Below are 16857 nucleotides of genomic sequence, written 5' to 3' on the forward strand. Positions count from 1 at the left end.
CACCCCGAGGGGGTGCGGGCCACAGTGGCGTACGGGGTTACTTCTCCGGCGGGCCGATGTAGTTCTTCAGGCCCGGGACCGTGAGGTTGCCGCCGAACTGGCCGGCCTGGACGACCTTGACCTTCGTGAAGAACGCGAAGGGGACGTTCAGGGGCGGCGGGCTGTTCGGGGTGAACTCGATCGGGATGAGCCCGAAGAGGTTGCCCTTGAGGCTCTCCGTGTACATCGTGACCTTGCCGCCGCGGATCGTGGAGGTGGAGCCCGGCCGCGACTTGAGGTGCGCGACGTTCCCCTCCTTGCCGACCGTCTGGTAGAGGTCCTTGATGTCCAGGGAGTCCGCCGTGAACTTCAGGACCTTCTTGACCTTGCCGCCCGCCGTCTTCACCTCGACGATGCCCTCGTAGTCGAGGCCGTAGAGGGTCAGCAGCGAGCTGTCGAGGTACCAGGGCTCGTCGGGCAGGAGCGGGATGCCCGGCTCCAGCTTGGCGTTGGCGAGGGCCTCGGCGTCGAGGGTCGGGCAGGGGAAGGGTTGCTTCCCGTCCGCGTCCTTCGTCGCCGTCGGGGAGGGGGAACCGGAGGGCGAGGCGGTCGGCGAGCCCGTGGGTGTGGGCCCGTCCGTGTCCTTCGCGTCCTTGGCTCCCGTCTCGTCCTTCGGGGTCTTCGCCGTGTCCTTGACGTCCTGCGGCAGCTCCTCGACCTTGACGCCGGCCTTCCTCGCCGCCTCGCGGATGGCGTCCGCGGCCGGGTCGGGGGTCTTCGCGCCGCTCGGGGTGGGCGCGGGCGTCGGGGTGGCCGGCTTGGCCGCGTCCTTGAGGGGCTTGCCGAGGCTGTCGACCAGACCCTTGAGGGCGTCGCCGACGCCGAGCGGGTCCAGCGGGTTCGCGGTCTTGGAAGCCGTCGGGGTCGCGGAGGCGGAGGTGCTCGCGGACGGCTTGGGTGCCGGCGGCGGCGTCTGCTTCTGCGTCGTGGCCGACGGGGTGGCCGAGGGGCTGGTGGCCGGCTTCGGGGACGTGCTCGCGCCGGGCGAGGGGGTCGCGGTGGGCGACGTGCTCGGCGAGGGCGTCTTGGTGTTGGAGGTGGAAGGCGTCGGGGACGCCGACTCCGAGGGCTCGTCGGACCGCGTCACGCACGGGCCGGGCAGGAAGGGGATGTCCTTCTCGTCGGCCAGTGCCATCTTCGGGGCCATGCCCATCCCGACGAACACGGCCGTCGGCATCGCCGCCAGCGCCATCGTCTTGCCGACGGGTATCTGGAGCTTGTTCAGCAGCGACTTCCGGGGCGCCGCGTGCCGCGGGCCCTTCTTCTCACGGGACTCTGCGCCTGGGGCCACGCCCCGCTGCGTCTCGTCACCCCGCACTGTTCCTCCCGCCATCGGCGTGGGCAGTCGTCTCGGTCGCGTACGCCGTCTCCGTGTCGCGGGGGGCGGGAATCCCGAAGGGGTTGCCCGCCATCACCTGCGCCTTGTCCGGGTCCGTGCCCTCTTCCTGTTCCTGCTCGGCGCCCTCTTCGGCCGGAGCTCCGGGTGCCCACGCCAGCGCGAGGCAGCCGCCGATCATCGCGGTGATGAAGCCGATGAAGAAACCACCGAGGTTCGACTTCGGGATCGACACCAGGGCCAGCAGGATCGCCGCGACACCGGCGAAGACGCGGATGCCCTGCTGGAACCAGAGGGCGAAGCCCAGGGTGATCAGCAGGACCCCGAGGATCAGCGAGACCGAGCCGGACGTCGTCGCCATCGCGAGGGTGACGTTGGCCAGCCGGATGTCCGCGAAGGGGAAGTAGATGATCGGCACGCCGCCGAGGAGGGTGAACAGGCCGGCCCAGAAGGGACGGGCACCTCGCCAGGCACGGAAGCGGTGGCGCATGACAGTGAGCCAGTGATCGTCTGCGGCGTGAACCGGGGCCTGGGGGTTCATGGACAACAGCTCCCTGGAAACGGTGGTACGGAGAACTCTGTGGAGCCCGGACGGGCGCCCGACGACGGCTGCCGCCGCGCGCCCGTCCGGTCACATACGGGACGGGATCAGTTCTCGTCCTCGTAGCACGGCTTGTCGCCGCTCAGCAGGCGCAGCTTGAGGTCGGGCAGCGTGAAGGTACCCGCCGTCGTCGCCCACGCCTTCTGCCGGACCTTGGTCAGCGTGGCCTTCTTGGCCCGCTGCGAGAACAGTCCGTTGTCCGCCACCGTGTGCGGCGCCGGCTTCGTGACGTGGTTGGGATCGCCCACCGCGACACCGATGTCGAGCTGCTCGAAGTGGGCGTCCGCGTCCAGCTCGGCCACGTCGAGGTAGATGTTCTCCGCGACCGCCGGGGTGCCCTTGTTGCCCGTGCGCAGCTGGAGCGTGATGGCTCCGAGGCCGGGCACCGGCGTGACCAGGGACTGGCACATGTTGGTGATCGTGGCCTTGCTGAAGCCGGAGACCGTCACCGGGTGCTTCTGCTTCTTGTCCGGGTCCTTCTCGCCCAGGATGGCACCCTCGGCGACACTGCCGTACTGGATCAGGTTCTCACCGACCAGCTTGTCGGCCGACACCTTGAAGCTCTGACCCGAGACGCTGAACGACGCCGCGAGCGCGCCCTGCGCCAGACCCACACCGACCGCGGCCGTGGCCGCCATGCTCGGCACCATGACGAGCGCGAAGCGCTTCCATCTGGTCCCGCCACGAACCTGAGAACTCATTTCGTTCCTCCTTCTCGGACGTACATCTCCGGTCCGGGCCGTGCCCGTCCTGGGATGGGAGAAGTGCTACGTCCTCGGGAAGGAGAGCGCAGGAGGGCGAGGTATGGCTGTGCCACATCCCGTACACCGGCGTTCACCCCCGAGCGACAACCACTGGGCCACGCGTTCGCGCAACCTGGAGGACAGGCCCTGCCGGGTACGGCAGGGACCCCCCTGTCCCGCGGCCGGTGCCACTGCCACCGGCCGGCCCGGTGGGGACCCTCCACCGCGGCTCCGGATGAGCGGCTCTGCGGGAAGGACCGAGCGTCGCCGATCGTGGTCCATTCGCGGCCGGGGCACAAGGGGGTTCGTTACTGGCGGGTAACGGCTGGATAACCGGGGTGCGACCCGGCGCCGTCGAGTGGCCACACAGGGTGTCACCCAGGGCCACGACAGATCGGCGGAAGAGCGAACCAACCGGACAGTTCACGGGGTTCGACTTACTGCGAGTAACAGCGGCCGCGTTTGCCAAGTTTTGGCAAAGCGCGGCCGCTGTTTACCTCTGTGTCAACAAATCACCGGCGGCGGGGCCGGGCCCGCCGCGGCGCCTAGAACAGCACGCGCGCCAGGGCCGTACGGGCCGCGGAGACCCTCGGGTCGTCCGTTCCGATGACCTCGAACAGTTCCAGCAGCCGCACCCGCACGGCGTCCCGGTCGTCACCGAAGGTCACCCGGACGGTGTCCACGAGCCGCGCGAAGGCGTCGGCCACGTGCCCGCCGGCCAGGTCCAGGTCGGCCGCCGCCATCTGCGCGGCCGGGTCCTTCGGGTCGGCGGCGGCCTCGGCGCGCACCGTCTGCGGGTTCAGGTGCTGCACCCGGGAGAGGAGTTCGGCCTGGGCCAGGCCCAGCTTCGCCTCGGTGTTGGCCGGGTCGTCGGCCAGTACGTTCTTGTACGCCTGCACGGCGCCGCCCAGGTCACCCGCGTCCAGCGCGACGACCGCCGCCTCCAGCAGCGCGTCGTACGGACCGGCCGGCATCTCGGCCGGGGCCGCCGCCGGGGCGCCCTCGGCGTCGGGGTCGACCTGGAGGCCGAGGAGGCCGAAGCGCTCCTCGGCGACCTGGACCAGCTGGGCCAGGGTCTCGCGGATCTGCTGCTCGGGGGCCACGCCCTGGAACAGCGGCAGCACCTGGCCCGCGACCACGGCGAAGACGGCCGGGATGCCCTGGATGCCGAACTGCTGCATCAGCATCTGGTTGGCGTCGACGTCGATCTTCGCCAGGACCAGGCGGCCGTTCGCCTCGACGGTCAGCCGCTCCAGGAGCGGGCTGAGCTGCTTGCACGGCTCGCACCACTCGGCCCAGAAGTCGAGGACGACCGGAACCTCGTTGGAGAGCTGGAGGACATCGCTTTCGAAGCCGGCCTCGTCGACGTCGACGACGAGCGCGGACGGCGGTACGGCACCGCCGGGCGCACCGCCCGGGACGCCGCCGCCCTGCCGGGCCGCGTCCGCGCGCGCCTGCTCGGCCTTCGCCTTGGCTTCGCCGGCCGCCTTCACCGCGGCGAGGTCGACGACGCCGCTCATGGACATGTTTCTGGGCTGCATGCGTACATCCTCCCCCGAGTGCGCGCGCCGATGAAAAGGATCCCGAAAGATCGCTCGTGAACTGCTGTACTGGACGCACCTGACCGCTGTGCGGCGCCGGGTCCCCACCTGGCGCCAGTAGCCTTCGCGTGGTTGTCGCTCTTACGCTACGAGCCGTAGCGTAACTCCCTCCGGCCCCCGCTGCCCAGTGATCTGAAGCACACCGAAAGGGCCCCCGCCGGTTCCACTACCGACGGGTATGGTCTCGGCCATGCGCAACCCCAGCCACCGCACGAACCCCCCGCCCGGTCGCACCGGCCGCCCCCGCAGTGCGGCGGCGGACGCCGCGATCCTGGCGGCGACGCGGGACGCGCTGGTGGAGCTGGGCTGGTCGAAGCTGACGATGGGGGACGTCTCGGCGCGGGCGGGGGTCGCCAAGACCACCCTGTACCGCCGCTGGGCCGGCAAGAACGAGCTGGTCGTGGACGCGGTCGCGGAGCTCTTCGACGCGCTGGAACTCCCGGACCGGGGCTCGCTCGAAGCCGACATCGAGTACGTGGTGCTGCAGTTCGCGGCGCTCCTGCGGCGCCCGGAGGCCCGTACGGCCCTGATGGCGGTGGTCGCCGAGTCCACCCGGGACGAGGCCCTGCGCGACCGGATCCGGTCGGCGATCGTGGACCGGCAGAAACGTCTCGTCGTACTGGGTCGCGAACGGGCCCAGGCCCGCGGCGAACTGCCCTACGAGGAGGACGAGTCCCTCACCGGCCACACCACGGACCTGATCTTCGACGTGATCGCGGGCACGGTGGTGCACCGGGCGCTGGTGAGCTCCGAGCCGGTGGACGCCCTCTGGGTGGCCTCCTTCACGGGCCTGCTGATGCATGGCCTCCAGGGCGCGGCCTCCGCCTGACCTCCGGCCCTTGTTCATCACCACGCGTGCGCTCACGCCCCGTACGGACGCGGGAAGGCCGGTCATGGCCCCACCGTAACGGGGGCCACGACCGGCCCGTGGGCCTGCCGGTCCGTCAGAAACCGGGCGGCTCCGTGTAGGTGCCCCACTCGTCGCGCAGGACGTTGCAGATCTCGCCGAGCGTGGCCTCGGCGCGTACGGCGTCGAGCATGGCCGGGATCATGTTCGAGCCGTCGCGGGCGGCGGCGAGCATCTCGTCGAGCGCGGCGCCCACCTTGGCGTCGTCGCGGCGGCCCTTGCGCGCGGCCAGCTCCTGGACCTGTACGCGCTCCACCTCGTGGCTGACGCGGAGGATCTCCAGGTCGCCGGTGACGGAGCCGTGGTGGACGTTGACGCCGACGACGCGCTTGTCGCCCTTCTCCACGGAGCGCTGGTACTGGAAGGCGGATTCGGCGATCTCGCCGGTGAACCAGCCGTCCTCGATGCCGCGCAGGATGCCCGAGGTGATCGGCCCGATGGGGTGCCGGCCGTCGGGGTGGGCGCGCAGGCCGCGCTCCCTGATCTGCTCGAAGATCTTCTCGGCGTCGGCCTCGATGCGGTCGGTGAGCTGCTCGACGTACCAGGAGCCGCCCAGCGGGTCGGCCACGTTGGCGACGCCGGTCTCCTCCATCAGCACCTGCTGCGTGCGCAGGGCGATCTCGGCGGCCTGCTCGCTGGGGAGGGCGAGGGTCTCGTCGAGGGCGTTGGTGTGGAGGGAGTTGGTGCCGCCGAGGACGGCCGCGAGGGCTTCGACGGCGGTGCGCACGACGTTGTTGTACGGCTGCTGGGCCGTGAGGGAGACCCCGGCGGTCTGGGTGTGGAAGCGCAGCCACATGGCCTTGTCGGACTTCGCCCCGTAGACCTCCTTCATCCAGCGGGCCCAGATGCGGCGGGCGGCGCGGAACTTGGCGATCTCCTCGAAGAAGTCGAGGTGCGCGTCGAAGAAGAAGGAGAGGCCGGAGGCGAAGTGGTCGACGTCCAGGCCGCGGGAGAGGCCGAGTTCCACGTAGCCGAAGCCGTCGGCGAGGGTGTACGCGAGCTCCTGCGCGGCCGTGGCCCCGGCCTCGCGGATGTGGTAGCCGGAGACGGACAGCGGCTTGTAGGCGGGGATGCCGTTCGCGCAGTACTCCATGAGGTCGCCGATGAGGCGCAGGTGCGGCTCGGGTTCGAAGAGCCACTCCTTCTGGGCGATGTACTCCTTGAAGATGTCCGTCTGGAGGGTGCCGTTGAGCACGGCCGGGTCGACGCCCTGGCGCTCGGCGGCGACGAGGTACATGCAGAAGGCGGGGACGGCGGGCCCGCTGATGGTCATGGAGGTGGTGACGTCGCCGAGCGGGATGTCCTTGAAGAGGACCTCCATGTCGGCGGCGGAGTCTATGGCGACCCCGCAGTGCCCGACCTCGCCCAGGGCGCGGGGGTCGTCGGAGTCCCGGCCCATGAGGGTGGGCATGTCGAAGGCGACGGAGAGCCCGCCGCCGCCGGCGGCCAGGATCATCTTGTAGCGCTCGTTGGTCTGCTCGGCGTTGCCGAAGCCCGCGAACTGGCGGATGGTCCAGGTGCGGCCGCGGTAGCCGGTCGCGTGCAGACCCCGGGTGAAGGGGTACTCCCCGGGCCAGCCGATGCGCTCGAACCCCTCGTACGAGTCACCGGGCCGGGGCCCGTAGACGGGGTCGACGTCATCTCCGGAGAGCGTCGTGAAATCGGCCTCGCGCTTGCGGGCCTTGTCGTACCGGGCCTGCCAGCGACGGCGGCCCTCCTCGATGGCGTCAGCGTCCATACCCACGAATTTACTAGGACGTCCTAGTAAATGTCGATGGGCAACCCCCGGAGAGTCTTCCCCGGGGGTGTCCGCTCAGGTACCGCTCTAGGCCTTGGCGGTGGCCAGGGCGTCGTCGATCAGCGGCTCGACCTCGGCGCGGACCTTGCTCTCTACGAAGAAGGCGGCCAGCGGGATCGTGCCGGAGACCAGCACCCACAGCAGCTTGCCGAAGGGCCACCTGGCCTTGGAGCCCAGGTCGAAGGCGAAGACCAGGTAGATCATGAAGAGCACACCGTGGACCTGCGAGACCGCGAGGGTCAGGCCGGCGCCGGTGTCGAAGCCGTACTTCGCCACCATGCAGGCGCAGAGGATCAGGAGCATGACCGCGGTCACGTAGGCCATGACGCGGTAGCGGGTCAGCACGCTTCGTTTCATGCCGTCGAGCCTAACCGTCCGTTTTGCGCGATCTTGACGCGGCCCCGCCCCGGCGGCCGCGCCCCCGGCCGCCGCGCCTCACTTCTCCTCGAAGTCGGCGGCGGCCACCCGCAGCGGGCGCAGCAGGGCGAAGATCTCCCCGCACTCCTCGGCGTCGTACACCCCGAGCCCGAAGTCGACGGCCATCAGGGCCTCGGTGGCCGCCTCGACGACCTCACGGCCCTTCGGCGTGATGGAGGCGAGGGTGCCGCGCCCGTCCTGCGGGTTGGGGCGCTTGGCCACCAGTCCGGACCTCATCAGCCGGTCGACGGTGTTCGTCACGGAGGTCGGGTGGACCATCAGCCGCTCGCCGATCTTCGACATCGGCAGCTCCCCCGCCTGGGAGAAGGTGAGCAGCACGAGCGCCTCGTAGCGGGCGAAGGTCAGTCCGTACGGCTTGACCACCGCGTCGACCTCGCCGAGCAGGATCTGGTGGGCGCGCATGATCGAGGTGATCGCGGCCATCGAGGGCACCGGACCCCAGCGCTGCTGCCAGAGCTCGTCGGCGCGGGCGATGGGGTCGAAGGGGAGACTGAGCGGCTTGGGCACCCACCAGACCCTACCGGTCGGTCATTTGGCGGCCACCCCCGTCTCACTCCTCGGCGCGCACCGCCGCCCGCACCTCCAGGAGGAGCAGCGGGACGACGAGCACCCCGAGCACGGCGGCCCCGGCGGCGACCGCGTGCACCGGGAGGAACTCGGCGGCGGCTCCGGCGAGGGCCATGCCGACACCCTGGAGGGTCATCAGTCCGGTGCCGAGCAGGGTCATGGCGCGGCCCCGCAGCTCGTCGGGGACGGCGTCGGCGTACATCCGGTCGAGCCCGAGGGTGTAGGCCTGCGCCAGCCCGGCGAGGAGCAGCGCCACCAGCAGCACGGCCACGCCGGGCCGGGCCGCCCAGACGAGGAGCGGGAGCGGGGCGGCACAGGCGAGGGGGGCCACGATCCGCGAACGCGTTCGGCCGGTGAGCGCGGACCCCGCCCAGAGTTCTCCCGCGACGGCACCGACGGGCAGGGCGCACATGAGCACCCCGAGGGCGACGGTCCCGGCGCCGATGCCGGTGGCGTAGGGCGTGAGCAGCGCCTCGGGAACGACGGCGAAGCCGGGCGGCAGCCAGCACAGCAGCGCCAGCGCCCGCACCCGGCGGTCCCCGAGCACGGCCCGCAGCCCGCCGAGCGGCGAGCTGCGGACCCCGGCGGCGGCGCGGGCGGGACGGTCCCGGGTACCGAGGCGCAGCAGCAGTGCGGAGGTCAGGAACCCGGCGGCGGTGAGGGCGATCGCGCCGCGCGGGGCGAGGACGGTCAGCAGCACGCCGCCGAGGCCGAATCCGGCGAGCTGCGCGCTCTGGGAGACCATGCGCAGCAGGGAACGGCCGAGGACGAAGGGCTCGCCGGGTCCGAGGATGTCGGCGAGGGAGGCGCTGCGGGCGCCCTGGAACAGCGGCGCGACGAAGGCCGTGGCGCAGCGCAGGACGAGGAGCCCGGCGACGGGCGTCCCGGGCCACACCATCGCTGCCGCGCAGGCCGCGCAGACCAGGTCGCAGCCGACGAGGACCCGCCGGGCGGGCAGCCGGTCGGCGAGCGGGGCGAGGAGGGTGCCGCCGAGGGCGTAGGGGAGGAAGCCGAGCGCGAAGGTGAGGGCGCTCATCAGGGGGGATCCGGTGGCCCGGTAGACGAGGACGGTGAGGGCGAGCTCGCTGACGACGACGCCGAGCAGCGACAGCAGGTGCGCGGCGAAGACGACGCGGAACTCCGGCACCCGCAGGACGGTGCCGTACCCGGCGCGGGTCGCAGTCCCCGCCGGGTCGGGGTCGGGTGCCGGGCGGGGTCCGGTGCGCGGGGCCGCGTCACCGGCGTGGTCTGGTGTGGAGGGCATGGGCGTCAGCGTGGGCGGGGCCGGACCCGCCGGACCAGACATTCGGGTCCGGCCGAATCCGCGGCAGCGCGGGGAGGGAAGGGGGAGACGGGATGGGGTACGAGTTCCGGTTCGGGGAGGGCGATCTCCTGCGGTGCCGGTTCGCGCTCTCCCCGCGCTGGGAGACGCAGGAGGCCGTACGGGTCCTGATGCGGCCGCACCGGCAGGCGTACCACCTGCCCTGGCTGAGCCGGATCCGGTCCGCCGCGGCCGGGCTGGACCTGCGCCCGCTGTGGCTGCTGATGCCGCGCAGGGGTCACCATCCGGACCTGCTCAGCCCGCCCCCGACAGGGCCCGGCGTGACCTTCGAGGAGGAGCTGGCGCGGGTGCGCGCGGCGGACCCGGAGGCGGCCCGCGAGGATCTGCGCCGCTCGCTGGCCTGCACGCCGGGCGCGCTGGAGAGCGAGCTGGGGCGGCGGATGCTGGCGGACCCCGGCCGGGCCGTGCGGGAACTGGCCGATCTGACGGAGGCGGCCTGGCGGGCCCTGGTCGCCCCGCACTGGCCGCGGCTGCGGGCCCTGCTGGAGGCCGACGTCCTGTTCCACTCCCGGCGGCTGGCGGCGGGCGGGCTGGAGGCCCTGTTCGACGGTCTCCACCCGGATCTGCGCTGGCACGGGGAGAGCAGCACCCTGAGCGTCGAGGGCCCGGCCCGCCACGCTCGCCACTTGGGCGGCCAGGGGCTGTTGCTGATGCCGAGCGCGTTCGTCTGGCCGGAGGTGGTGGGCGGCTACGACCCCCCGTGGCAGCCGACGCTGGTGTACCCGGCGCGGGGCATCGGCGCGCTGTGGACGGCGTCGGAGGGCCCGGCCCCCCGCGCGCTGGCGGGGCTGATGGGGAGGGCGCGGGCCGAGGTGCTGTGCGCGCTGCACGAGCCGGCCTCGACGACGGCGCTCGCGCGGCGGCTGGGGCTGGCGCCCTCCACGGTGTCGGCGCACCTGAAGGCGCTGCGGGCGGCCGGGCTGCTGGTGACGGCGCGGTACGGGCGTCAGGTGCTCTACGAGCGGACGCCGCTCGGTATCGCGTTGGCGGCCGGGGGTCGCCCGTAGGGAGTGCGGTGTCGGAACCGGGGGGAGTTGTCCCTTATGTCACGATGTCCCGGTTCCGCGTTCCGCTCCGCCGCCCCTCCGCCGCCCCTTCGTCCCGAGGAAGCCGGATGCCCCCCGCCGCCCGCAGACGTCGCCCCGTCACCGTCCTCGGCCTCCTGCTGCTCCTGGCCTGCGCCCCCGCCTGCTCCCCCGGTCCCGTGCCCGCGCCCGCGCCGCGACCCGGGCCCTCGGGCGGGGTCGCCGAGGCGGACGGGTCGCCGTTCTGGGTCGACCCGCAGGGTGTCGCCGCCCGCCAGGTCGCCGCCTGGGAGGCGCAGGGCCGCTACCACGACGCCCAGGTGCTGCGCCGGATCTCCGAACGCCCGACGGCCCTGTGGGTGCGGGGCGGTGATCCCGGCCCCGAGATCCGCCGGGCCAGGGCGGGGGCCAAGGCCGCCGGCCGGACCGTGCTCCTGACGGCGCACCGCCTCCCGTACCGCGGCTGCGCCCCGCACCCGTCCGGCGGCGCCCGGGACGCCGCCGCCTACCGCGCCTGGACCGCCGCCTTCGCCGCGGCCGTCGCCGACGCGCCGGCCCTCGTCGTGCTGGAGCCGGACGCCCTCGCGCACACCCTCGACGGCTGCACCCCGGCGGACCGTCAGGACGAGCGCTACCGGCTGCTGTCGGAGGCCGTGGACCGGCTCAAGCGGAACCCGCACACCCGGGTGTACCTGGACGCCGGCGACCCGGCCCGGATCCCGGACCCGGCCCGCCTCGTGGATCCGCTGCGCAGGGCGGGCCTCGCGCACGCCGACGGCTTCGCCCTCAACGTCTCCGGCCACCAGGACGACGCGGCCGCCCGCGCCTACGGGGCCCGGCTCTCGAAGGCCGTCGGCGGCAAGCACTTCGTCCTCGACACCGGCCCGGGCGGGGCCGGTCCGGCGCCCGGCGGCGGCCAGGACCCCGCCCCCTGCAACCCGCCGGGCCGCTCGCTCGGCACCCCGCCCACCGACCGGACGGGGGACCCGCTCGTGGACGCGTACCTGTGGATCAGGACGCCGGGCACCTCGGACGGCCCCTGCCGGGGCGGCCCGGCGGCGGGCGAGTGGTGGCCGGAGCACGCACTGGGCCTGGCCCGCCGCGCCCTCGACTGAGCGGTCGGGACTGAGCGGTCGGGACATCAGGACGCGGACACGAAAGCGCCCCCGGCCGCAAGGGCCAGGGGCGCGTCACGCATACGGGGTCGCCGGCGGTCAGCCCTCCGCGAGGTGCCGCTCGACCGTCTCGACCTTCGAGGTCATCCCGTCCGAGACCCCCGGCCGGATGTCGGCCTTGAGGATGAAGGAGACCCTGGGTGCCCGCGCCTCCACGGCGGCCACCGCGCGCCGCACGACGTCCATCACCTCGTCCCATTCCCCCTCGACGGTGGTGAACATGGCGTCGGTGCGGTTCGGCAGCCCGGACTCGCGTACGACGCGCACGGCGTCGGCGACGTACTCGCCGACCTCCTCACCCACCCCCAGCGGGGTCACCGAGAACGCGATGATCATGCGCCGGCCGCCTCGCGGGCCCGGGCGGCGGCCACGACGCTGTCGGCCTCGTCCCGCTTGAGCAGCTTGTCCCCGTACAGGCCGCCGAAGGGCAGCAGCGCGAGGACGAAGAACAGGGCGACCTTCTTGAGCGGCCACTTGGCCTTGTTCCAGACGTCCAGCAGGAAGATCGCGTAGATGACGAACAGGATCCCGTGCAGGATCCCGAGCGGCATCATCAGGTAGTCGATGTCCGAGACGCGGCTGAGCAGCGAGCCGAAGATCAGCAGGGCCGGGAACGACAGCGCCTCCGGAACGGAGATGAGGCGCAGCCGGTGCAGGGCGGAAGCGGTCTGGATGTCCACGTGTGAACCTTCGCGGGTGGAGGCCTGGGGGTCCGTTCCAGTGTCTCAGCCGCCCCCGGAGATCTTGCCCCGGGTCCCCGCACACCGGTCGCAGACCTCCCGAAGTCGGTAAGTGTGGCGTATATCGGCCACGGGGCCCTGTTCGGCCCCGCCCGCTGCGGCTACCTTCATCCCGTGGCTCAGTTCCGACTCCAAGGCAGCAAGGTGCTCGCCGTCGACCTGACCGGTGACGCCGTGAAAGCGAAGAACGGCGCCATGGTCGCGTACGACGGCCAGATGGCCTTCAAGAAGATGACCGGCGGCGGCGAAGGCCTCCGCGGAATGGTGACCCGCCGGCTGACCGGCGAACAGATGACGGTGATGGAGGTGCAGGGGCACGGCACCTGCTTCTTCGCGGACCGTGCGAGTGAGATCAATCTGGTCAATCTGCGCGGCGAGAAGCTGTACGTCGAATCCAGCAACCTGCTGTGCACCGACGCCGGCCTGCGCACCGGCACGACCTTCACCGGCCTGCGCGGGGCCACGACGGGCAACGGTCTCTTCACGACCACCGTCGAGGGCTCCGGCCAGGCGGCGATCACGTCCGACGGCCCGGCGGTGGTGCTGCGGGTCAGCGCCCAGTACCCGCTGTCGGTGGACCCGGGCGCGTACGTCGCGCACACGGGCGACCTGCGGCAGTCCCTCCAGTCCGGGGTCAACTTCCGCACCCTGATCGGCGAGGGCTCCGGCGAGTCCTTCCAGATCCGCTTCGAGGGCGAGGGCCTGGTCTACGTGCAGCCCAGCGAGCGCAACACGATCGGCGGCGACGTCTGATGCCGTTCCGCGAGATCAACTCGAAGATGGTCGAGGCCCAGGTGGTCCCCGGCCAGAAGATGTACAGCCAGCGCGGGGCGATGCTCGCCTACCGCGGCGAGGTCTCCTTCACCCCCAGCCTGACGGGCGGTCAGGGCGGCGTGATGGGCATGATCGGGCGCCGCGTGGCGAACGAGCAGACCCCGCTGATGACGGTCGAGGGCAGCGGCACCGTGATGTTCGGCCACGGCGGCCACCACATCCAGGTGATCAGCCTCACCGGCGAGACCCTCTACGTCGAGGCCGACCGGCTGCTGGCCTTCGACGGGACCCTCCAGCAGGGCACGATGTTCATGGGCTCGCAGGGCGGTGTCATGGGCATGGTGCGCGGCCAGGTGACCGGCCAGGGCCTGTTCACCACCACCCTCAAGGGCCACGGCTCGGTCGCCGTGATGGCCCACGGCGGAGTCATCGAGCTCCCGATCCACCCGAACCGCCCGGTCCACGTGGACCCGCAGGCGTACGTCGCCCACCACGGCGACGTACGCAACAAGCTCTCCACCGCGCTCGGCTGGCGCGACATGGTGGGGCGCGGCTCGGGCGAGGCGTTCCAGCTGGAGCTGTCCGGCCAGGGCGCGGTGTACGTACAGGCCTCGGAGGAGAAGCTGTGAACTTTGGTCCCGTGACCGGCGGCCCGGGCGGTCCGACGGTCTTCGACCCGTACACCCTGCCCTCCGACGACAACGTCAACCCGTACACCTTCTGCGTGGAGCTCAAGGGGAGCCAGTGGTTCCTGCAGAAGGGCAAGATGATCTCGTACTACGGGAGCATCGAGTTCAACGGCATCGGCAACGGCCGCTTCGACCGGCTGCTGCGCACGAGCTTCCACTCGCCGCTGCACGCCGCCGACTGGGTGGTGGCCGAAGGGCAGGGCAAGATGCTGCTCGCCGACCGGGCCTTCGACGTGAACTCGTACGACCTGGACAAGGGCAACCTGACCATCCGGTCGGGGAACCTGCTCGCGTACCAGCCCACGCTGGCCCTGAAGCAGTCGATCGTGCCGGGCTTCCTGACCCTGATCGGAACCGGGAAGTTCGTGGCGGCGTCCAACGGTCCGGTGGTGTTCATGGAGCCGCCGCTGCGCGTGGACCCGCAGGCGCTGGTCGGCTGGGCGGACTGCCCGTCGCCGTGCCACCACTACGATCACGGCTACATGTCGGGCGTGATGGGCGGGCTGCGCTCGCTCACGGGCATCGGCGGGACCTCGGGCGAGGAGCACCAGTTCGAGTTCGTCGGCGCCGGGACGGTGCTGCTGCAGTCCACCGAGCTGCTGATGGCGGAGCAGGCGGTCGGCGCGGTGGGCGCGGGCGCGGCCACGGGCAACCAGCAGGGCGTCCCGGGTGCGGGCCAGGGCCCGATGGGGCAGCTGGGCGTGCCGCGGATGCCGGGGCAGCTGGGTGATCTCCAGCGCCGGCTCGGACTGTGACGTTCCGCACGTCGCGGATGTTCCTATTTTTGTACGTAATTCAACTTCTTAGGTAGAGTTCATTCATGGAGACCATGGAGACCGAGACGGCCACTCGCTGGCTTACCGACGCCGAACAGTGCGCCTGGCGCACCCACCTGGACGTCAGCAGACTGCTGATGCACCAGCTGGAAAAGGATCTCCAGCCCTTCGGACTCACCAACAACGACTACGAGATCCTCGTGAACCTCTCGGAGTCGGACGGCCACCGGATGCGCATGAGCGACCTCGCGACCGCCACGCTGCAGTCCAAGAGCCGGCTGTCCCACCAGATCACCCGCATGGAGACGGCGGGCCTGGTGCGCCGCGTGAACTGCGAGTCCGACCGCCGCGGCCTGTACGCGGTCCTCACCGACGAGGGCATGGACACCATGCGCAAGGTCGCCCCGCACCACGTGGCGTCCGTCCGGGAGCACTTCATCGACCTGCTTCCGCCGGAGGCCCTGGCGGCGCTGCGCGAGTCGCTGCGCCCCGTCGCGGACCACCTGCGGGACAACCGCGGCAAGGTCTGAGGGACCCCCGCCCGTCGCGCCGTACGCGGCGGGCGGCCGGAGAATGGGCGGTACCGCTTACTGCCGGCCGCCCGGCCGGCCGGAGGAGGTCCAGCCATGAAGCGCACGCGTACGTGCACCCTGTACGTCCCGGCGGCCGTCGCCGCGGCCCTGCTGTTCCCGGGCCCGGCGGCGGCCGTCGCCGCGACGTCCGCCGACGCGGCGGGATCCGTCCCCGCCTCGGCCGTCGCACGGGCCGACACCGACGCCGCGGGAGCGGCCGCCGCGGCCCTGAAGAAGTACCCGGGGTACGTCGAGTCCCTCGACAAGGACGGTTCCGTCTGGCACGTGAACGTGATCGCCAAGGGCGGCCAGGGCCACGCCGAGGTCGAGGTGGACTCCGCCGGCGCCGCCACGGTCCGCAACCGCGACTCCGACAACGAGGCGAACGAGTACAAGACCCTCCTCGCCGCCAAGATCAGCGCCGACCGGGCCATGAAGGCGGCCCTGGCGGCGCACCCGGGCAAGGTCTGGTCGGTCGACTGGGACGACGAGAACGACAACGGCGTCGCCGACCACTGGTCGGTGCAGGTCAGGTCCTCGAACGGCGACAAGAAGAACGTCGCCGTCGACGCCACCAGCGGCAAGGTCACCGCGTCCCGCTCGGACTCGAACGACAACGACAACGACTCCGACTCCGACGGCAACGACGACGGAAACTGAGCCCCGCCGCCGGAGCCCCGCCGCCGAAGCCCGGCAGCGGGACCCGGCAGCGGGACCCGGCAGCAGCGGCCGGGGGCGGATGCGCCCCGGCCGCCGCCACCCGGATCAGCCCTCCGTGAGGCTCTCCAGCAGCGCGTCGGCGGCCGCGTAGGGATCCAGCTCCCCCGCCGCCACCCGGGCGGCCAGCGCGTCCAGGTGCGCGTCCCCGCGCAGGTCGGCCAGGCGCCCCCGCAGCACGGTGATCGCGATGGTCTCGACCTCCCGCGCCGCGCGGGCCGCACGCCGCTCGGCCAGCACCCCGCGCTCGTCCATCCACGCCCGGTGCTTCTCCAGCGCCTCGACCAGCTCGTCGATGCCCTGGCCGCGCGCGGCGACCGTCTTGACGATCGGCGGCCGCCAGTCGCCCGCGCCCCGGGACTCGCCCAGGCTGAGCATGTGGTTCAGCTCCCGGGCGGTGGCGTCCGCGCCGTCCCGGTCGGCCTTGTTCACCACGTACACGTCGCCGATCTCCAGGATCCCCGCCTTGGCGGCCTGGATCCCGTCGCCCATCCCCGGTGCCAGCAGCACCACCGAGGTGTCGGCCTGGGAGGCGATCTCCACCTCGGACTGCCCGACCCCGACCGTCTCGACCAGGATCACCTCGCAGCCCGCCGCGTCGAGCACCCGGATCGCCTGCGGGGCGGCCCAGGCCAGCCCGCCCAGGTGTCCCCGGGTGGCCATGGAGCGGATGTAGACACCCGGGTCGGAGGCGTGGTCCGACATCCGGACCCGGTCGCCGAGCAGGGCCCCGCCCGAGAAGGGCGAGGACGGGTCCACCGCGAGCACGCCGACGCGCTTGCCGGCCGCGCGGTAGGCCGACACGAGGGCCGAGGTCGAGGTCGACTTGCCGACCCCGGGGGAACCGGTCAGGCCGACCACGTACGCGCCGCCGGTCAGCGGGGCCAGGGCGGCCATCACCTCGCGCAGTTGCGGGGACGCCCCCTCGACCAGTGAGATCAGCCGGGCCACCGCCCGCGGCCGGCCCTCGCGGGCCTGTGCCACCAGCGTGGGGACGTCCACCGTCGTCATACGGGC

The 16857-nt window shown here is 72.2% G+C and carries 19 protein-coding genes; 8 read left to right on the forward strand and 11 right to left on the reverse strand.

The window, feature by feature from the left end; all coding sequences use genetic code 11:
- Window positions 1-37: 37 nt before the first annotated feature.
- From OOK31_RS10415 to OOK31_RS10430, 4 genes are all read right to left on the reverse strand, one after another.
- A complete protein-coding gene (locus tag OOK31_RS10415) occupies window positions 38-1357 on the reverse strand; it encodes a hypothetical protein (protein ID WP_267012148.1) in 1320 nt (439 codons plus the stop codon).
- Window positions 1347-1916 (reverse strand): DUF6114 domain-containing protein, encoded by a 570-nt coding sequence (locus tag OOK31_RS10420; protein WP_267012149.1) that lies wholly within the window; start codon window positions 1914-1916, stop codon window positions 1347-1349. The genes OOK31_RS10415 and OOK31_RS10420 overlap by 11 nt, the downstream gene beginning before the upstream one ends.
- A gap of 107 nt (window positions 1917-2023) precedes the next feature.
- Complete coding sequence (locus OOK31_RS10425) at window positions 2024-2677, reverse strand: DUF6230 family protein (protein ID WP_267012150.1); 654 nt, start codon at window positions 2675-2677, stop codon at window positions 2024-2026.
- Window positions 2678-3264: 587 nt separating this feature from the next.
- The gene (locus OOK31_RS10430) at window positions 3265-4260 is read right to left on the reverse strand and encodes a tetratricopeptide repeat protein (protein ID WP_267012151.1); all 996 of its coding nucleotides are present in this window, start codon (window positions 4258-4260) and stop codon (window positions 3265-3267) included.
- Between the two features lie 250 nt (window positions 4261-4510).
- Here OOK31_RS10430 and OOK31_RS10435 point away from each other — a divergent pair, with 250 nt between their 5' ends.
- Window positions 4511-5149, forward strand: coding sequence for a TetR/AcrR family transcriptional regulator (locus OOK31_RS10435; RefSeq protein ID WP_267012152.1), 639 nt, complete (start codon window positions 4511-4513; stop codon window positions 5147-5149).
- A gap of 115 nt (window positions 5150-5264) precedes the next feature.
- On the opposite strand, the gene OOK31_RS10440 is transcribed toward OOK31_RS10435, so the two are convergent.
- The 4 genes from OOK31_RS10440 to OOK31_RS10455 all read right to left on the reverse strand — a co-directional run bounded on the left by OOK31_RS10440 (window position 5265) and on the right by OOK31_RS10455 (window position 9294).
- Window positions 5265-6965: a methylmalonyl-CoA mutase gene (locus OOK31_RS10440; protein ID WP_267012153.1), complete on the reverse strand. Its 1701-nt coding sequence runs from the start codon at window positions 6963-6965 to the stop codon at window positions 5265-5267.
- An 87-nt stretch (window positions 6966-7052) separates the two neighbouring features.
- On the reverse strand, window positions 7053-7382 hold the full coding sequence (locus tag OOK31_RS10445; RefSeq protein WP_267012154.1) for a DUF3817 domain-containing protein: 330 nt from the start codon (window positions 7380-7382) through the stop codon (window positions 7053-7055).
- Between the two features lie 78 nt (window positions 7383-7460).
- Window positions 7461-7970 carry a MarR family winged helix-turn-helix transcriptional regulator gene (locus OOK31_RS10450; protein WP_267012155.1) on the reverse strand — a complete coding sequence of 170 codons (510 nt, stop codon included), beginning with the start codon at window positions 7968-7970 and terminating at the stop codon, window positions 7461-7463.
- A 43-nt stretch (window positions 7971-8013) separates the two neighbouring features.
- Window positions 8014-9294 carry an MFS transporter gene (locus OOK31_RS10455; RefSeq protein WP_267012156.1) on the reverse strand — a complete coding sequence of 427 codons (1281 nt, stop codon included), beginning with the start codon at window positions 9292-9294 and terminating at the stop codon, window positions 8014-8016.
- 92 nt (window positions 9295-9386) lie between these two features.
- Between OOK31_RS10455 and OOK31_RS10460 the strand changes: the two genes are divergently transcribed.
- Window positions 9387-10379 carry a DUF5937 family protein gene (locus tag OOK31_RS10460; protein ID WP_267012157.1) on the forward strand — a complete coding sequence of 331 codons (993 nt, stop codon included), beginning with the start codon at window positions 9387-9389 and terminating at the stop codon, window positions 10377-10379.
- Between the two features lie 107 nt (window positions 10380-10486).
- Window positions 10487-11512, forward strand: coding sequence for a glycoside hydrolase family 6 protein (locus OOK31_RS10465; RefSeq protein ID WP_267012158.1), 1026 nt, complete (start codon window positions 10487-10489; stop codon window positions 11510-11512).
- 99 nt (window positions 11513-11611) lie between these two features.
- On the opposite strand, the gene OOK31_RS10470 is transcribed toward OOK31_RS10465, so the two are convergent.
- Both OOK31_RS10470 and OOK31_RS10475 read right to left on the reverse strand, forming a co-directional pair.
- Entirely contained in the window at window positions 11612-11908 is a 297-nt protein-coding gene (locus OOK31_RS10470) for an MTH1187 family thiamine-binding protein (RefSeq protein WP_267012159.1), read from the reverse strand.
- A complete protein-coding gene (locus OOK31_RS10475; RefSeq protein WP_267012160.1) occupies window positions 11905-12252 on the reverse strand; it encodes a DUF3817 domain-containing protein in 348 nt (115 codons plus the stop codon). Before OOK31_RS10475 ends, OOK31_RS10470 begins: the two co-directional genes overlap by 4 nt.
- Before the next feature lie 174 nt (window positions 12253-12426).
- On the opposite strand from OOK31_RS10475, the gene OOK31_RS10480 reads away from it, so the two are divergent.
- The 5 genes from OOK31_RS10480 (at window position 12427) to OOK31_RS10500 (ending at window position 15783) form a co-directional block, all read left to right on the forward strand.
- Window positions 12427-13065 (forward strand): AIM24 family protein, encoded by a 639-nt coding sequence (locus OOK31_RS10480; protein ID WP_267012161.1) that lies wholly within the window; start codon window positions 12427-12429, stop codon window positions 13063-13065.
- Window positions 13065-13715: an AIM24 family protein gene (locus tag OOK31_RS10485; protein ID WP_267012162.1), complete on the forward strand. Its 651-nt coding sequence runs from the start codon at window positions 13065-13067 to the stop codon at window positions 13713-13715. Before OOK31_RS10480 ends, OOK31_RS10485 begins: the two co-directional genes overlap by 1 nt.
- 11 nt (window positions 13716-13726) lie before the next feature.
- Window positions 13727-14530: an AIM24 family protein gene (locus tag OOK31_RS10490; RefSeq protein ID WP_267012839.1), complete on the forward strand. Its 804-nt coding sequence runs from the start codon at window positions 13727-13729 to the stop codon at window positions 14528-14530.
- Window positions 14531-14604: 74 nt separating this feature from the next.
- Complete coding sequence (locus tag OOK31_RS10495; protein ID WP_267012840.1) at window positions 14605-15081, forward strand: MarR family winged helix-turn-helix transcriptional regulator; 477 nt, start codon at window positions 14605-14607, stop codon at window positions 15079-15081.
- A 96-nt stretch (window positions 15082-15177) separates the two neighbouring features.
- Complete coding sequence (locus tag OOK31_RS10500; RefSeq protein WP_267012163.1) at window positions 15178-15783, forward strand: PepSY domain-containing protein; 606 nt, start codon at window positions 15178-15180, stop codon at window positions 15781-15783.
- A gap of 105 nt (window positions 15784-15888) precedes the next feature.
- On the opposite strand, the gene meaB is transcribed toward OOK31_RS10500, so the two are convergent.
- Window positions 15889-16851 carry a methylmalonyl Co-A mutase-associated GTPase MeaB gene (meaB, locus tag OOK31_RS10505; RefSeq protein ID WP_267012164.1) on the reverse strand — a complete coding sequence of 321 codons (963 nt, stop codon included), beginning with the start codon at window positions 16849-16851 and terminating at the stop codon, window positions 15889-15891.
- Window positions 16852-16857: the final 6 nt, after the last annotated feature.

The sequence above is a fragment of the Streptomyces sp. NBC_00249 genome, from assembly GCF_026342355.1.
In the GTDB taxonomy this organism is placed as follows: Bacteria; Actinomycetota; Actinomycetes; order Streptomycetales; family Streptomycetaceae; genus Streptomyces.

Coding starts and splice junctions, on each gene's coding strand:
- OOK31_RS10425 (WP_267012150.1), bottom strand. CDS start 2,677: ATGAGTTCTCAGGTTCGTGGCGGGACCAGATGGAAGCGCTTCGCGCTC.
- OOK31_RS10460 (WP_267012157.1), top strand. CDS start 9,387: ATGGGGTACGAGTTCCGGTTCGGGGAGGGCGATCTCCTGCGGTGCCGG.
- OOK31_RS10420 (WP_267012149.1), bottom strand. CDS start 1,916: ATGAACCCCCAGGCCCCGGTTCACGCCGCAGACGATCACTGGCTCACT.
- OOK31_RS10435 (WP_267012152.1), top strand. CDS start 4,511: ATGCGCAACCCCAGCCACCGCACGAACCCCCCGCCCGGTCGCACCGGC.
- meaB (WP_267012164.1), bottom strand. CDS start 16,851: ATGACGACGGTGGACGTCCCCACGCTGGTGGCACAGGCCCGCGAGGGC.
- OOK31_RS10470 (WP_267012159.1), bottom strand. CDS start 11,908: ATGATCATCGCGTTCTCGGTGACCCCGCTGGGGGTGGGTGAGGAGGTC.
- OOK31_RS10465 (WP_267012158.1), top strand. CDS start 10,487: ATGCCCCCCGCCGCCCGCAGACGTCGCCCCGTCACCGTCCTCGGCCTC.
- OOK31_RS10485 (WP_267012162.1), top strand. CDS start 13,065: ATGCCGTTCCGCGAGATCAACTCGAAGATGGTCGAGGCCCAGGTGGTC.
- OOK31_RS10455 (WP_267012156.1), bottom strand. CDS start 9,294: ATGCCCTCCACACCAGACCACGCCGGTGACGCGGCCCCGCGCACCGGA.
- OOK31_RS10495 (WP_267012840.1), top strand. CDS start 14,605: ATGGAGACCGAGACGGCCACTCGCTGGCTTACCGACGCCGAACAGTGC.
- OOK31_RS10445 (WP_267012154.1), bottom strand. CDS start 7,382: ATGAAACGAAGCGTGCTGACCCGCTACCGCGTCATGGCCTACGTGACC.
- OOK31_RS10440 (WP_267012153.1), bottom strand. CDS start 6,965: ATGGACGCTGACGCCATCGAGGAGGGCCGCCGTCGCTGGCAGGCCCGG.
- OOK31_RS10430 (WP_267012151.1), bottom strand. CDS start 4,260: ATGCAGCCCAGAAACATGTCCATGAGCGGCGTCGTCGACCTCGCCGCG.
- OOK31_RS10500 (WP_267012163.1), top strand. CDS start 15,178: ATGAAGCGCACGCGTACGTGCACCCTGTACGTCCCGGCGGCCGTCGCC.